Raw genomic sequence first — 13,721 nt, 5'->3', positions numbered from 1 at the left:
GCCCCGGGCCCCGGCGGGGTGGGTGCGGGGCGGGCGGACAATGGCCGGGTGAGCCCACTGCTGCGACGTGACAAGAACCCCAGGCCCGCGCCGGCCGACCGCACCGTGACCCTGGTCGGCAAGCCCGGCTGCCACCTGTGCGACGAGGCCCGGGAGGTGATCGTCCGGGTGACGGGCGAGCTGGGCGCGACCTTCGAGGAGAAGGACATCACCCAGGACGAGGAGCTGTACCGGCGCTACTGGGAGCAGATCCCGGTGACCCTGATCGACGGCCGTCAGCACGACTTCTGGCGGGTCGACGAGCGCCGCCTGCGCGCCGCCCTCGGCGGCTGACGGGCCCGCGCGCACCCTCCACCGCCCCCGCCACTCGGCGGGGGCGGTTCGCCGAATCGTTGCCAAAGACACCCCGTTCCGGCTTGAGCCGGGGTCGGTTGGTCGGCTTACGATCGAACGCGTCTGCGCCCGTGGGGGGCTGAGCACACGAGGAGTGCCGCCATGCTTCCCCGCCCGACCCCTGGGACGCCCGAAGCCCCGCACGGCGCCCGGGGCTTCGCCGTGGTGGACGTGGAGGCGACCGGCCGCAGCCCGTGGCGGCACCGGGTGGTCGAGGTCGCGGTGGTGCTGCTGGACGAGCGGCTGCGTCCGGAGGGGGAGTTCGCCACCCTGCTCGACCCGCTGGGCCCGGTCGGCCCGACCCACGTGCACCGGATACGCCAGACGGACGTCGAGGGCGCCCCGCGCTTTCGGGAGATCGCCCCGCGCCTGCTGGAGCTGCTGGCCGGCCGGGTGCTGGTGGGCCACCACGTCAGCTGCGACCACGCCTTCCTGGATCGCGAGTTCGCCCGGATCGGGGTGTCGCTGCCGCCCGTCCCGCTGTTGTGCACGATGCGGCTGGCCCGCGCCCACCTGCCGGAGGCCGGCGGCCACGGCCTGGCGGCCTGCGTGGAGGCGGCGGGTCTGGGCTGGTACCCGGCGCACACCGCGCTGGGCGACGCCCGGGTGACCGCCGAGCTGCTGCGGCACTGCGTCGGCGTCCCGTCCTGCCCGCCGGACGACTGGGCGGGCCCGCTGCGCGAGGCGGCCCGGGTGCCGTGGCCGCGGCTGGGCCGGGCCCGGTCCCGCCCGTCCGGTACGCCGGTTCCGCTGGTGCGCCGGGAGACGTTGTTCGGTCCGTGGCTTCCCGACGCCCCCGCCCCGGAGGTAGTACTGACACAGGCCGGTGCTATGGGTTCGTCGGCGTGATGCGCATCACTGTGCGGGGACAAAACGGACACCATCTTTGTGCACACGTTCACAAACGCATAGCCTGGCTGCCAAAGCCCAGCTTCACCCACAGGAGCACCGTGGCAATCGGCCGATCACCACAGAGCAGTTCGCAGACGCCCGACCAGGGCGCCGCGCGCCGACCCTCGCGTGCCCGGGGCATCCCGGAGGCGACCGTCGCCCGCCTGCCCCTCTACCTGCGCGCGCTCACCGCGCTCTCCGAGCGCTCGGTGCCGACCGTCTCCTCCGAGGAGTTGGCCGCCGCCGCCGGCGTGAACTCGGCCAAGCTGCGCAAGGACTTCTCCTACCTCGGCTCCTACGGCACCCGCGGTGTCGGCTACGACGTCGAGTACCTCGTCTACCAGATCTCCCGCGAGCTGGGCCTGACCCAGGACTGGCCGGTCGTCATCGTCGGCATCGGGAACCTCGGCCACGCCCTCGCCAACTACGGCGGCTTCGCCTCCCGCGGCTTCCGGGTGGCGGCCCTGCTGGACGCCGACCCGAACGTGGTCGGCGGCAGCGCGGCCGGCCTGCCGGTGCGGCACATGGACGAGCTGGAGTCGATCGTCGAGAGCCAGCACGTCTCGATCGGCGTGATCACCACCCCGCCCGGCGCCGCCCAGCAGGTCTGCGACCGGCTGGTGGAGGCCGGTGTCACCAGCATCCTCAACTTCGCCCCGACCGTGCTGACCGTCCCGGACGGCGTGGACGTGCGCAAGGTCGACCTCTCCATCGAGCTGCAGATCCTGGCCTTCCACGAGCAGCGCAAGGCCGGCGAGGAGCCGGACCGCACCGAGTCGGTGCTGGACCGCGCCCCGGGCCCGGTCCGGGCGGCGGCGGCCAAGCTGCGCCGGGCGGCCGGCGGCAACGGCAAGGGCCGCGGCACCGCCGAGACGGCGGCCAAGGACCAGGCCGAGCAGGGCAAGCCCGGCAAGGGCGGGGATGGCGATCTCCCCGCGGTGATGCCCGCATGAGTACGGATAACCGTGGGACCAGGGGGCGGGCGTGAGTCTTCTCGTCGTTGGACTGAGCCATCGAACGGCGCCGGTCGGCGTGCTGGAGCGCGCCGCGCTGACCGGTGAGGTGCCGACCCGGCTGCTGCACGACGCGGCCGCCACCGCGACCGTCGCCGAGGCCGCGCTGCTGAACACCTGCAACCGGATCGAGCTGTACGCGGACGTGGACAAGTTCCACGCCGGTGTCGCCGAGCTGTCCCTGCTGCTCGCCCACCACAGCGGGGTGGACCTGGAGGAGCTGACCTCCCACCTGTACGTCCACTACGAGGACCGCGCCGTCCACCACCTGTTCTCGGTGGCCTGCGGCCTGGACTCGATGGTCGTCGGCGAGGGCCAGATCCTCGGCCAGCTGCGCGACGCGCTGGCCACGGCGCAGGAGGAGCACACCGCCGGGCGCGGCCTGAACGAGCTGTTCCAGCAGGCGCTGCGGGTCGGCAAGCGGGCGCACAGCGAGACCGGCATCGACAGGGCCGGCCAGTCGCTGGTGACCTTCGGCCTGGAGCAGGTCGCGGTGGGCGCGGGCGAGATCGCCGGCAAGCGGGCGCTGGTGGTCGGCGCGGGCTCGATGAGCTCGCTGGCCGCCGCCACCCTGGTCCGCTGCGGCGTCACCGACCTGCTGATCGCCAACCGGACGCCGGCCCGCGCCGAGCGCCTGGTCGAGATCCTCGGCTCCGACGTGGCCCGTACCCTGGACCTGGCCAAGGTGCCGGAGGCGCTGGCCGACGTCGACCTGGTGATCTCCTGCACCGGCGCGGCCGGCGTGGTGATCAAGGCCGAGGACGTGGCCGCCGCGGTCGCCGCCCGCAGCGACGCCCAGCGGCTCCGCCCCGGGGCCGACCAGCCGCTCGCCCTGCTCGACCTGGCCATGCCGCGCGACGTCGACCACGCCGTGCACGAGCTGCCCGGCGCCCTGCTGGTGGATCTGGAGAGCCTCTCCCACGCGCACGCCGCCACCCCCGGCGCCGGCGACGTGGACCAGGTCTCCCGGATCGTCGCCGACGAGGTGACCGCCTTCGGCGCCGCCCAGCGGGCCGCCCGGATCGCGCCGACCGTGGTCGCGCTGCGGGCGATGGCCTCCGACGTGGTCGCCGCCGAACTGGTCCGGCTGGACTCCCGGCTGCCCGACCTGGACGAGCGCTCCCGCGCCGAGATCACCCAGACCGTCCGCCGCGTCGTCGACAAGCTGCTGCACGCCCCGACCGTCCGGGTGAAGCAGCTGGCCGCCGAGCCCGGCGGTGCCTCCTACGCGGACGCCCTGCGCGAGCTGTTCGACCTCGACCCGGCGGCCGTGCACGCCGTGTCGGGCACACCCGTCGGTGGCCCCCAGCCCTCGGGCGGGGGCGCCAGATGAACCGTCAGCCATCCCACGAGTACCACCGGGACGATCACCTCATGAATGGTCAACCGATCACGGAGCAGGCCCCGGCCGCCACCGCGACCCTGCGGCTCGGCACCCGGCGCAGCGCGCTCGCCATGGCCCAGTCGGGCATGGTGGCCCGCGAGGTGACCCGGGTCACCGGGCGCCCCGTCGAGCTGGTCGAGATCACCACCTACGGCGACACCTCCCGGGAGGCGTTGGCGCAGATCGGTGGCACCGGCGTGTTCGTCTCCGCGCTGCGGGACGCACTGCTGGAGGGCCGGATCGACTTCGCCGTGCACTCGCTCAAGGATCTGCCCACCGCCGCGCCGGAGGGTCTGGTGCTGGCCGCCGTCCCCGAGCGCGAGGACGTCCGGGACGCCCTGGTCGCCGCCGAGGGCCTGACCCTGGACGAGCTGGTGGAGAAGCTGGCCGGCACCGGTCGCCCGGCCCGGATCGGCACCGGCTCGCCGCGCCGGATGGCCCAGCTGAACGCCTGGGCCAGGGCCCGCGGCGCCGCGCTGGAGACCGTCGCGATCCGCGGCAACGTGGACACCCGGATCGGCTACGTCACCAACGGCGAGCTGGACGCGGTGGTACTGGCCACGGCCGGTCTCAACCGGCTCGGCCGGTCCGCCGAGATCTCCCAGCACCTCGACCCGGAGCTGATGATCCCGGCCCCCGGCCAGGGCGCGCTCGCGATCGAGTGCACCGCCGCCGACACCGACCTGACCGCCGCGCTCGCCGCCCTGGACCACGCCCCCACGAGGGTCGCCGTGGCCGCGGAGCGCGCCCTGCTGGCCACCCTGGAGGCCGGTTGCTCGGCGCCGGTGGCCGCGCTGGCCACCTGGGTCCGGCCGAACGAACTGCGGCTGGAGGGCGTGGTCGGAGACCCCGACGGCGCCGCCCTGCTGAAGATGTCCGCCAACGGTCCGATCGTCCTCGACGAGACCGCCGAGCAGCACGCGACGGCCCTGGGCCGCACGCTGGCCGCCCGGCTGCTCGACGCGGGCGCGGCCACCCTGATGGGGGAGCGAGCCCGATGAGCCCCACCGCCGCCACCGAAACCCCGTTCCCGGGCGGCCAGTCCGCCACCGGACGGTGCACCTTCCTGGGCGCGGGCCCCGGGGACCCGGGGCTGCTGACCCTGCGGGCGGTCGAGGTGCTGTCCTCGGCCGACGTCCTGGTCGCCGACCCGCTGACCGCGGCGGCCGTGCGCACCCACTGCCCGACCGGCGTGCAGGTGCACACCCCGGCCGCCGAGGGCGCGGACTTCGACCTGGCCAGGCTGGTCGCCGAGGCCGTGCGGGCCGGCAAGCACGTGGTCCGCACCGTCGACGGCGACCCGGGCCTGGACGGCTGCGCCGCCGAGGAGATGCTCCGCTGCGCGGGCGACGGGATCCCCTTCGAGGTGATCCCGGGCGTCGCCCAGTCGGTCGGCGTCCCGGCGTACGCGGGCGTCCCGCTGCGCGGCGCGGCCGGCACCGACGTCCGCTTCGTGGACGGCACCGCGCTACTCGCCGGCAGCCCGGTGGACCTGGGCGCGCCGGAGACCACCCTGGTGGTCCGGACCACCCTGGGCCAGCTGCCGGCCACCGCCAACGCGCTGGTCGCCAACGGCCGCAAGCCGGAGTCGGCGCTGAGCGCGACGCTCTCCGGCACCACCACCCGCCAGCGGACCTTCACCTCCACCCTGTCCGCCATCGCGGCCGACCTGAAGGCCGCCCGGGTGCTGCCCTCGCCGGTCTCCGCCCCGGTGGACCCGGCGACCTCGGTGATAGCCGTGGTGGGCGAGCAGGTCGCCCACCGGTCCTCGCACTCGTGGTTCGAGACCAAGCCGCTGTTCGGCTGGAACGTGCTCGTGCCGCGCACCAAGGAGCAGGCCACCGGCCTGTCCGAGCAGCTGCGCTCGTACGGCGCGGTGCCGCAGGAGGTGCCGACCATCGCGGTCGAGCCGCCGCGCACCCCGCAGCAGATGGAGCGGGCCATCAAGGGCCTGGTCACCGGCCGCTACGAGTGGATCGCCTTCACCTCGGTGAACGCCGTCCGCGCCGTCCGGGAGAAGTTCGAGGAGTACGGCCTGGACGCCCGCGCGTTCGCCGGGATCAAGGTCGCGGCGGTCGGCGAGACCACCGCCCAGGCCCTGGTGGACTTCGGCGTGAAGCCGGACCTGGTGCCCTCCGGGGAGCAGTCCGCGGCCGGGCTGCTGGAAGACTGGCCGCCGTATGACCCGGTCTTCGACCCGATCGACCGGGTGCTGCTGCCGCGCGCCGACATCGCCACCGAGACCCTGGTGGCCGGCCTGGTCGAGCTCGGGTGGGAGGTCGACGACGTGACGGCGTACCGGACGGTGCGCGCCTCGCCGCCGCCGGCCGAGACCCGCGAGGCGATCAAGGGCGGCGGCTTCGACGCGGTGCTGTTCACCTCGTCCTCGACCGTCCGGAACCTGGTCGGCATCGCCGGCAAGCCGCACAACGTCACGGTCATCGCCTGCATCGGCCCGGCCACCGCCAAGACCGCCGAGGAGCACGGCCTGCGGGTCGACGTGATGGCCCCGGCGCCGTCGGCGGCCGCGCTGGCCCAGGCGCTGGCAGACTTCGGAGCCAAGCGCCGCGACACCGCCACGGCCGCCGGCGAGCCGGTCTACCGGCCCAGCGAGCGCCGCCCGGGATCGCGCCGCAAGGCCCGCTGACACCCTCGGGACCGGGGGCGGCGATCCGTCGCCCCCGGCACTGCACAACCGTTCGGAGAGAGAAGCCGTGTCCGCTGAATTCCCGTACGTTCGCCCCCGCCGGCTGCGCCAGAGCCCGGCGATGCGCCGCCTGGTGGCCGAGACCCGGCTGCACCCGGCGGAGCTGATCCTGCCGCTGTTCGTCCGCGAGGGCGTCAGCGAGCCCGTCCCGGTGAGTTCGATGCCGGGCGTGGTCCAGCACACCCGGGACACCCTGCGCAAGGCCGCGGTGGAGGCGGCCGAGGCGGGCCTGGGCGGCCTCATGCTGTTCGGCGTCCCGGAGGTGCAGGACGCGATCGGCAGCGAGGGCACCAACCCGGACGGCATCCTCCAGCAGGCGATCCGGGACGTGGTCTCCGAGGTCGGCGACTCCCTGGTGGTCATGTCGGACCTCTGCCTGGACGAGTACACCGACCACGGCCACTGCGGCGTGCTGGCCGCCGACGGCAGCGTGGACAACGACGCCACCCTGGAGCGCTACGCCGAGATGGCGCGGGTGCAGGCGGACGCCGGCGTCCACCTGGTCGGCCCGTCCGGCATGATGGACGGTCAGGTCGCGGTGGTCCGGCGGGCGTTGGACGAGGCCGGGCATCAGGACACCGGCATCCTCGCCTACACCGCCAAGTACGCCTCGGCGTTCTTCGGCCCGTTCCGCGAGGCCGTCGGCTCCTCGCTCAAGGGCGACCGCAAGAGCTACCAGCAGGACCCGGCGAACGCCCGCGAGGCGCTGCGCGAGCTGGAGCAGGACCTCGCCGAGGGCGCCGACCTGGTGATGGTGAAGCCGGCCATGGCCTACCTGGACATCGTGCGCCAGGTCGCCGACGCCTCGCCGGTGCCGGTCGCGGCGTACCAGGTGTCGGGCGAGTACGCGATGGTCGAGGCGGCCGCGGCGAACGGCTGGATCGACCGGGAGCGGATGATCATGGAGACACTCACCTCGATCCGCCGGGCCGGGGCCGAGCAGATCCTCACCTACTGGGCGGTCGAGGCCGCCGCGATGCTCAAGTAGCGTCCAGCGCACGGCGGAAGGCCGGGCCCCTCCCCCTGGGAGCGGCCCGGCCTTCCGGGTTCTACCGCCAGCCGTTGATGTGCGCGAAGCCCTCGCCGCCACCGATCGCGTCGGTGGAGGTGGCGGCGCCGCCGCCGAAGCCGCCGGCGACGACGTTGCTGGTGTGGCCGACGCCCCAGGCCTCGCCGGCCACGAACGGCTGGTCGGCCGAGGCGACGAACCCGCCGCCGCCCGCGAGACCGACGTGGGCGAACGCCGGGGTGGCGGCACCCGCGAGCGCCAGTGCGGCGGTGGCGGTCAGTGCGGCCTTGGTCAGCTTGCTCTTCATGGAAATGCCCTCTCTTTCGGAGCGCCGCGGGGGCGCTCTGCCTCTGACGCGTGATCACATCCGGTCGTTCGCGCCGGCATCCCGCGTGCCGGTCCTGAACGCCCGGTCACCCGGTCGGTCCGCACCCGTTCGGCGGCCGACCGGACACCTTGCCCGTAGAGCCCGGAGGGCCCGGGGAGGCGTACCTCCCCGGGCCCTCCGTCCGTGCGGTGCCCCTTGATCAGCCGATCAGGTGCGAGACGCCCGCGTCGCCCGAGGACTGGGTGTTCTGGCCGACGTTGCAGATCTGCTTCGGGGTGCTGTTCAGGACCGGCACCTCGACCGGAACCGCGACGCCGGCCACGGCGACGGCGATGTTGTGGACCTCCGGCAGGCAGATGTTCGCGTTGTCCAGGGTGTGGAAGTTCGGGCTGCCGTTGCCGTGGGTGCCGGTCTGGTTGGTGCCGCCGTTGCCCTGGACGGAGGTGGCGGCGCCGTCCGAGTCGACGATGGCGGAGGCCGAGCCGGCGGACATCGCGATGGCGGCGGCGGCCAGGCCGGCGGCGGCGAGGGACTTCTTGATCATTTCCGGTTTTCCTCTCGGGGATGAATCGGGGAGCGATTCGAAGGGTGGTACGGGGGATTTCAGCTGGGGAACGGTCAGCCGACCAGGTGGGACACGCCGGCGTCACCGTGGCTCTGGGTGCCCTGGCCCTGGGTGCAGTACTGCTTGCCACCGCTGTTGGCGATCGGGACCTCGACCGGGACGGCCACGCCGAGCACGCCCACCGCGATGTTGTGGATCTCGGGGAGGCAGACGTTCGCGTTGTCCAGGAAGTGGAAGTTCGGGCTGTTGTTGCCGACGGTGCCGGTGAAGTTGGTGCCGCCGTTGCCCTCGATGGAGGCGGCGGCGCCGTCCGCGTCACCGATGGCCGAGGCGGGCGCGGCGGCGGCGGCCAGCGCGGCGACGGCCAGGCCGGCGGCGGCGAAGGACTTCTGGATCATGGGGAGATCCCTCTCTGAAATGCTCTTGGTTTCCGTGCGTACAACGCGTAGAACGCTCAGACCCGGTCTGCAGTCACTGACGTCCAGATCAAAGAATGACGGCACGGAAGGTTACGGGGATTCTTGAAAAGAGTCCGGGAGGCGCGTCGTCGGATGGTTTACGGTCGGATTATTAGGCCGAACCGGTTAACCGTCGCAATCCGCACTCGCGGTCACTCGTTGAGGCAGATTGCTTTCCGGCTGCGCCCCGCAGCCCCTCCTTTCAGAGATCTCCAGTACGGACAGGCAGAACGGTGAAAAGCATGAAGTTCTCCAAGCGGGCCGGCGCGATGCTGTTGGCGGTCGGTGCGGGCATGCTCGCGTCCCAGGGAGCGGCCTCCGCCGCCCCGATCAGCCCCGACCGGGTCGGTGCCCTGGAGGACAAGCTGGCCACCCAGCAGGTCCCGGCGGACGTGCCGCTCACCCCGCTCGGCAGCCACCTCACGGCCGGCATCCCGACCTCGCTGGTCATGCCGCCGGCGCCCGGTCGCACCACCAGCACCGAGCTGATCCCGGACCGGCTGGTCCCCGAGCTGCACACCGGCAAGGTCGGCCCGAGCGCCAAGGCCCAGCTGCCGCTCCCGCTGGTCGACCAGGGCGCCGACCTCGGCCAGGTGCTGCTGGAGGCCCCGGCCGCGCCGCTGCACGTGGACACCCCCGGCCTGGCCCTCGGCAAGCCGCTCGCCCTCGTCCAGGACGGCACCGGCCAGCTGGCCGACGGCCGGCTCAAGGTGGACGAGGTGGACCCCCGGCTGGTCACCGGCACCGTGCAGGCCGTCCCCGGGGCCGCCGCCAGCCTGGGCGACGACGACCACCGGATCTCGGTCACCGACAAGGTCGGCGACCTGGCCGCGACGACCACCGCGACCACCACCGGCGTGGTGCAGCAGACCAGCCTGACCGACCTGACCCGGCTCTGAGCCCAGCGGCTCCGGGCGTGGCGGAGCCCGGCACCCCGGGGACGACCGGGGTGCCGGGCTTTCGTCCGTGCCGGCGGCTCAGCCCGGCAGGACGCCGGTCAGCCCGCCGACCAGCGGGAGGTCCCGGACGCCGCCGCCCGCGCTCAGCGGGCCGGTCAGCGCACTGGTGCCGACCGGGGCCAGGCCCTGGTCCGGCTGGACGGTCGCGCCGTTGTTGAGCACGTCGGCCGAGGAGTTCGCCCACGGGTCCAGGCGCAGGTCCTTGACCGGCGCGAGCCCGTAGCCGAGCCCGGAGGTCGTCCCGTTCAGCGCCTGGCCGACGTCCGTCTTCGCCAGCTTGGCCGGGCCCGGCTCAGGGGCCGGACCGGTCGCGGGGGCGGCCTGCGCGGAGCCTGCGCCGAACAGCATCGCGGCGCCGACGGCGGCGACCAGACCGGCCCCGCTCTTCTTCGAAACCATGCGGAATCACCCTTCGGTGGATCGGGGTCCAGGACGGCCGCCGGCCGCCCGGGGATGCCGAACTGCCCCCCGGCCGGTTGGTCGGGGGGCAGTTCGGCCGGAACGCGTGCCGATCGGGGATCAGCAGTCGTCCGCGGGCTTCGGGTGCGCCTCCACGTTGGCGCAGCTGTTGCCGAAGGCCGGGTTCAGCAGGCCGACGGCGTCGATGGAGTTGCCGCACAGGTTGACCGGGACGTGCACCGGGATCTGGATCTGGTTGCCGGAGACGACACCGGGGGAGCCGGCGGCCACGCCCTCCGCGCCCGAGCTGGCGGCGGCGGAACCCGCCGCGCCCAGCACCAGGCCGGCGGCGGCGGCGGACAGGACGGCGGCCTTCTTCACGTTCTGCATGGGGGTTGATCTCCTCGATCACACGGGTGGAGCGTTCCGCACCCCGGGGCTGCGGGGCACGGCGCGGGCTCGGTGAATCAGCGGTCGCCGGTCGGCGACCACCGGTTCAGCCGGCGTTGAGGCACTTGTTGCCGAAAGTCGGGTTCAGGATGCTGACGATGCCGATGGAGTTGCCGCACACGTTGAGCGGGATGTGCACGGGGATCTGGATCTGGTTGCCGGAGAGCACGCCCGGGGAGCCGGCGGCCACGCCCTCGGCGCCGGAGCTGGCGAACGCGCCGCCGGCGGCACCGAGGACCAGACCGGTGGCGGCCAGCGACAGGACGGCCGCCTTCTTGAAGTTGCGCATGTCTTTCCTTCGATTTCTGCCCGACGGATGGGAAATGTCGGGGCCGAGCGAGCACGAATGCTCGCCCGATGGTTTCTGGGATTGCCGTGGTTGTCACTCCGGCGGCTTACACCGGCGTGTTTCGCCCATGGCTCGGGCGTCGACGCAGCCGCCGCGTTTCTCCAGCGCCCCGCCGGCCTTTCCCGCACGGCCGGGAACGGTTCGGGCTAAGGCGCGACCGGGGGAATTCCCGGTCAGGCGCTGAGGCAGTTGTTGCCGAACGCCGGGTTCAGGAGGCCCGCCACGTCGACCGAGTTGCCGCACACGTTCAGCGGGATGTGCAGGGGCACCTCCACCGAGTTGCCCGAGACCGCCCCGGCCGAGCCGGCCGCGACACCCTCGGCGGACGCGCCGTGCAGGTGGTGGGCGGACGCGACGCCGGCACCGGCGGCCAGCAGAGCGGCGCCGGCCGCGGTGCCGACGACGCCGTGGGCGAGCTTGCGCATGAGTGGTACTCGATTCGTGTTGTAGGGGGCCGGATGGTGTTCCGCCAGAGAGAACGAGGCGCCGCGCGAGGGGAAACGGTCCGGCCCGCTGATCACCCGAATGCCGGTCGCCGCCGCCGTTGGGCCAGACGGATGACAGTGTGCGTACCGTCGCAACCGGTCCGGGTGGGTCTCGTTCTAGATGTCGCACTCCCCGTGCATCTCTGTTGAACAGTCAGGAGGCTCGTATGAGCATCAAGAAGACCGCCGCCGTCGGCGCGGCCGTGGTGGGCATCGTGGCCGCCGGCGCCGGCACCGCGATGGCCAGCTCCGGCGCCGAGGGCGTCGCCGCGGGTTCCCCCGGTGTCATCTCGGGCAACCAGGTTCAGGTTCCGGTTCACGTTCCGGTCAACCTGTGCGGCAACACCATCGACATCGTCGGTCTGCTGAACCCGGCGTTCGGTAACCACTGCGCCAACCTGGGCTGAACCAGCTCCCGGTTCGGCCGGTGAGAGCCGCCGCTCCGCGCTTCCCTCCTGGGGCGCGGGGCGGCGGCTCTCAGCATGTCCGGAGGTGTGCCGTGACGTCAGCTTCCGTCGTTGCCACAAGCCTTGTTGCATTACTTGTCAGTATCTAGGATGTGAGACCTGCTCACCTTTCTTGCTCCGCGCCGCTCGGCGCCCCCGGCCGGGCGGCTCCCACCACCCCCGCAAGGAGTCGCGTGTGATCAGGTCCCGAATACCAGCGGCCCGGCGCCCCCGGACGGTGGCGCGCCGCTCCCCGTACGCCGCGCTGCTCGCCACCGGCGTCCTCGTCGCCACCCTCGGCCTGGCCGGCGCCCCCGCCGCGCTGGCCGACCCCGCCCCGACGGCCGGCGCCACCCGCCCGGCCGCGATCGTCGCCCTCGGCGACAGCGCCATCTCCGGGGAGGGGGCCGGCACCGACACCGGTGACGGCTACTTCCCGGAGACCGACAGCCCCACCAACTACTGCCACCGGCACCCGAAGTCGGAGATCTTCGTCACCGACATCCCCGCGGTCACCCCGATCGACCTCGCCTGTTCCGGCGCCCAGACCGGCGACCTGGTCAGCGACCCGGAGCTCGCCAAGATCACCGGCTCCGGCAGCGGCGACTTCGGCGAGCCCAAGCAGGACGTCAAACTCGCCGACACGGCGGGCAAGTACGACGTGAAGATGGTCGTCGTCACGATCGGCGCCAACGACGACTTCGACTTCAGCGGGATCATGATGAACTGCCTCGCGCAGTACTTCCCGATCCCCAAGAGCCAGGGCTGCCGCGACACCATCGGCAGCGACGAGATCGTCCAGCGCGCCAAGCGGGTCCAGCCCAAGGTGGTCGCGGCGCTCCAGAACATCCGGCAGACCATGCGGAAGGCGGGCTACGCCGACTCCTCGTACCAGCTGGTCTACCAGTCGTACTTCAATCCGATCACCCCGGACATCCGGCGCAACGACTACCTCGGCAAGATCACCGACGGCTGTCCGGCCTTCCCCGAGGATCTCGCCTGGGGCCACAACTGGGTGGTGCCGACGTTCAGTGACGCGCTGCGCGGGGCCGCCGAGCAGGTGCCCGGCGTGCGCTACCTCGACCAGCGGCGGGTCGCCTTCGGGCACGAGGTCTGTGCGGAGTGGACCAGCTCCCCGTACGAGTACGCCAACGGGGACGTCATCAACCTCTCCGAGTGGGCGCGCAACGGCTGCGACTCGCAGATCGGCATCCCCGGCCTGTGCATGAACATGGTCCGCCAGTCGTACCACCTGCGGGTGGCCGGCTACCGCGGTGAGGGCGTCTGCCTCGGCCAGTTCTTCGCCAAGCCCGAACTGGCGCAGGCCTACTGCACGCTCAACCAGCAGAACACCACCTCCATCCAGCCCCTCACTCCCGGGCAACCGTTCGGGGACGTCCCCGAGGACGGCTCCTGGTACCAGCTCACCAACGCGGCGTCCGGCACCGTGCTCGACCTCACCGGCGGCGGCACCTACGGCGACTCCACCAACGGCCGGGCCGCCATCACCTATCCGGCCACCGGCGGGCTCAACCAGTCCTTCGTCCTGGAGGCCAAGGACGGCGGCAGCTACGAGCTCGACTTCAGCGGAAACCGGGACATGTGCCTGGACGCCAACGCCGCCTCCACCGCCACCGGCACCCGGATCCAGCAGTGGCGCTGCAACGGCGGCGGCAACCAGCACTGGGTCCTCAAGCCGGCCGGCGGCGGCCGCTACAAGATCGCCGACTCCCAGGACCCGACCAAGGTGATCGCCCCCGGCACCACCCTCGACGCCAAGGGCAACCCCTACGCCGAACTCGCCACCGACACCGGCGCCCCCGCCCAGCTCTGGCAGCTCACCAAACTCGGCATCGTCCACCTCCACAGCTGACCCGCCCCACCC

General features: G+C 72.9%; 17 protein-coding genes. 10 read left to right on the top strand and 7 right to left on the bottom strand.

From position 1 onward, the window contains the following. Nucleotides 1-48: 48 nt before the first annotated feature. The 7 genes from ACIO5E_RS18650 to hemB all read left to right on the top strand — a co-directional run bounded on the left by ACIO5E_RS18650 (nucleotide 49) and on the right by hemB (nucleotide 7,376). Nucleotides 49-333, top strand: a complete 285-nt coding sequence (locus ACIO5E_RS18650; protein WP_400668843.1) for a glutaredoxin family protein — start codon at nucleotides 49-51, stop codon at nucleotides 331-333. A 162-nt stretch (nucleotides 334-495) separates the two neighbouring features. Continuing rightward, complete coding sequence (locus tag ACIO5E_RS18645; RefSeq protein ID WP_400668840.1) at nucleotides 496-1,242, top strand: exonuclease domain-containing protein; 747 nt, start codon at nucleotides 496-498, stop codon at nucleotides 1,240-1,242. A gap of 101 nt (nucleotides 1,243-1,343) precedes the next feature. Further along, a complete protein-coding gene (locus ACIO5E_RS18640; protein WP_400668838.1) occupies nucleotides 1,344-2,237 on the top strand; it encodes a redox-sensing transcriptional repressor Rex in 894 nt (297 codons plus the stop codon). Between the two features lie 31 nt (nucleotides 2,238-2,268). Beyond that, a complete protein-coding gene (locus tag ACIO5E_RS18635; RefSeq protein WP_400668835.1) occupies nucleotides 2,269-3,630 on the top strand; it encodes a glutamyl-tRNA reductase in 1,362 nt (453 codons plus the stop codon). Between the two features lie 41 nt (nucleotides 3,631-3,671). Further along, a complete protein-coding gene (gene hemC / locus ACIO5E_RS18630) occupies nucleotides 3,672-4,682 on the top strand; it encodes a hydroxymethylbilane synthase (RefSeq protein ID WP_400668832.1) in 1,011 nt (336 codons plus the stop codon). Next, nucleotides 4,679-6,328, top strand: a complete 1,650-nt coding sequence (locus ACIO5E_RS18625) for a bifunctional uroporphyrinogen-III C-methyltransferase/uroporphyrinogen-III synthase (RefSeq protein WP_280675443.1) — start codon at nucleotides 4,679-4,681, stop codon at nucleotides 6,326-6,328. Before hemC ends, ACIO5E_RS18625 begins: the two co-directional genes overlap by 4 nt. Before the next feature lie 67 nt (nucleotides 6,329-6,395). Further along, on the top strand, nucleotides 6,396-7,376 hold the full coding sequence (hemB, locus tag ACIO5E_RS18620; RefSeq protein ID WP_400668829.1) for a porphobilinogen synthase: 981 nt from the start codon (nucleotides 6,396-6,398) through the stop codon (nucleotides 7,374-7,376). A gap of 61 nt (nucleotides 7,377-7,437) precedes the next feature. Here the strand turns inward: hemB and ACIO5E_RS18615 are convergent, their stop codons facing one another. The 3 genes from ACIO5E_RS18615 to ACIO5E_RS18605 form a co-directional block, all read right to left on the bottom strand. Next, nucleotides 7,438-7,704 (bottom strand): hypothetical protein, encoded by a 267-nt coding sequence (locus ACIO5E_RS18615; protein WP_400668826.1) that lies wholly within the window; start codon nucleotides 7,702-7,704, stop codon nucleotides 7,438-7,440. A gap of 220 nt (nucleotides 7,705-7,924) precedes the next feature. Continuing rightward, the gene (locus tag ACIO5E_RS18610) at nucleotides 7,925-8,269 is read right to left on the bottom strand and encodes a rodlet layer protein (RefSeq protein ID WP_400668824.1); all 345 of its coding nucleotides are present in this window, start codon (nucleotides 8,267-8,269) and stop codon (nucleotides 7,925-7,927) included. Between the two features lie 74 nt (nucleotides 8,270-8,343). Continuing rightward, nucleotides 8,344-8,688, bottom strand: coding sequence for a hypothetical protein (locus tag ACIO5E_RS18605; RefSeq protein ID WP_031063477.1), 345 nt, complete (start codon nucleotides 8,686-8,688; stop codon nucleotides 8,344-8,346). Between the two features lie 302 nt (nucleotides 8,689-8,990). Here ACIO5E_RS18605 and ACIO5E_RS18600 point away from each other — a divergent pair, with 302 nt between their 5' ends. Then, nucleotides 8,991-9,647: a hypothetical protein gene (locus ACIO5E_RS18600; RefSeq protein ID WP_400668822.1), complete on the top strand. Its 657-nt coding sequence runs from the start codon at nucleotides 8,991-8,993 to the stop codon at nucleotides 9,645-9,647. Between the two features lie 78 nt (nucleotides 9,648-9,725). Here the strand turns inward: ACIO5E_RS18600 and ACIO5E_RS18595 are convergent, their stop codons facing one another. From ACIO5E_RS18595 to ACIO5E_RS18580, 4 genes are all read right to left on the bottom strand, one after another. Continuing rightward, on the bottom strand, nucleotides 9,726-10,106 hold the full coding sequence (locus ACIO5E_RS18595) for a hypothetical protein (protein ID WP_400668820.1): 381 nt from the start codon (nucleotides 10,104-10,106) through the stop codon (nucleotides 9,726-9,728). 120 nt (nucleotides 10,107-10,226) lie between these two features. Beyond that, nucleotides 10,227-10,496: a chaplin gene (locus tag ACIO5E_RS18590; protein WP_400668817.1), complete on the bottom strand. Its 270-nt coding sequence runs from the start codon at nucleotides 10,494-10,496 to the stop codon at nucleotides 10,227-10,229. A gap of 106 nt (nucleotides 10,497-10,602) precedes the next feature. Continuing rightward, the gene (locus ACIO5E_RS18585) at nucleotides 10,603-10,845 is read right to left on the bottom strand and encodes a chaplin (protein WP_400668814.1); all 243 of its coding nucleotides are present in this window, start codon (nucleotides 10,843-10,845) and stop codon (nucleotides 10,603-10,605) included. A 233-nt stretch (nucleotides 10,846-11,078) separates the two neighbouring features. Further along, nucleotides 11,079-11,330 carry a chaplin gene (locus ACIO5E_RS18580; RefSeq protein ID WP_400668812.1) on the bottom strand — a complete coding sequence of 84 codons (252 nt, stop codon included), beginning with the start codon at nucleotides 11,328-11,330 and terminating at the stop codon, nucleotides 11,079-11,081. Between the two features lie 227 nt (nucleotides 11,331-11,557). Here ACIO5E_RS18580 and ACIO5E_RS18575 point away from each other — a divergent pair, with 227 nt between their 5' ends. Beyond that, a complete protein-coding gene (locus tag ACIO5E_RS18575) occupies nucleotides 11,558-11,797 on the top strand; it encodes a chaplin (protein ID WP_400668810.1) in 240 nt (79 codons plus the stop codon). 235 nt (nucleotides 11,798-12,032) lie between these two features. Then, on the top strand, nucleotides 12,033-13,709 hold the full coding sequence (locus tag ACIO5E_RS18570) for an RICIN domain-containing protein (protein ID WP_400668808.1): 1,677 nt from the start codon (nucleotides 12,033-12,035) through the stop codon (nucleotides 13,707-13,709). Nucleotides 13,710-13,721: the final 12 nt, after the last annotated feature.

The organism is Kitasatospora sp. NPDC087314, from assembly GCF_044744365.1.
Lineage (GTDB): Bacteria > Actinomycetota > Actinomycetes > Streptomycetales > Streptomycetaceae > Kitasatospora.
Note: the sequence above shows the minus strand (reverse complement) of the source record. Positions and strands in the feature narration are given on the sequence as shown.

Bases quoted from the DNA above. Each gene is read 5' to 3' on its own strand.
- ACIO5E_RS18600 (WP_400668822.1), top strand. From the start codon at position 8,991: ATGAAGTTCTCCAAGCGGGCCGGCGCGATGCTGTTGGCGGTCGGTGCG.
- ACIO5E_RS18595 (WP_400668820.1), bottom strand. From the start codon at position 10,106: ATGGTTTCGAAGAAGAGCGGGGCCGGTCTGGTCGCCGCCGTCGGCGCC.
- ACIO5E_RS18610 (WP_400668824.1), bottom strand. From the start codon at position 8,269: ATGATCAAGAAGTCCCTCGCCGCCGCCGGCCTGGCCGCCGCCGCCATC.
- ACIO5E_RS18585 (WP_400668814.1), bottom strand. From the start codon at position 10,845: ATGCGCAACTTCAAGAAGGCGGCCGTCCTGTCGCTGGCCGCCACCGGT.
- ACIO5E_RS18645 (WP_400668840.1), top strand. From the start codon at position 496: ATGCTTCCCCGCCCGACCCCTGGGACGCCCGAAGCCCCGCACGGCGCC.
- ACIO5E_RS18605 (WP_031063477.1), bottom strand. From the start codon at position 8,688: ATGATCCAGAAGTCCTTCGCCGCCGCCGGCCTGGCCGTCGCCGCGCTG.
- ACIO5E_RS18590 (WP_400668817.1), bottom strand. From the start codon at position 10,496: ATGCAGAACGTGAAGAAGGCCGCCGTCCTGTCCGCCGCCGCCGCCGGC.
- ACIO5E_RS18580 (WP_400668812.1), bottom strand. From the start codon at position 11,330: ATGCGCAAGCTCGCCCACGGCGTCGTCGGCACCGCGGCCGGCGCCGCT.
- ACIO5E_RS18625 (WP_280675443.1), top strand. From the start codon at position 4,679: ATGAGCCCCACCGCCGCCACCGAAACCCCGTTCCCGGGCGGCCAGTCC.
- ACIO5E_RS18575 (WP_400668810.1), top strand. From the start codon at position 11,558: ATGAGCATCAAGAAGACCGCCGCCGTCGGCGCGGCCGTGGTGGGCATC.
- ACIO5E_RS18615 (WP_400668826.1), bottom strand. From the start codon at position 7,704: ATGAAGAGCAAGCTGACCAAGGCCGCACTGACCGCCACCGCCGCACTG.
- hemC (WP_400668832.1), top strand. From the start codon at position 3,672: ATGAATGGTCAACCGATCACGGAGCAGGCCCCGGCCGCCACCGCGACC.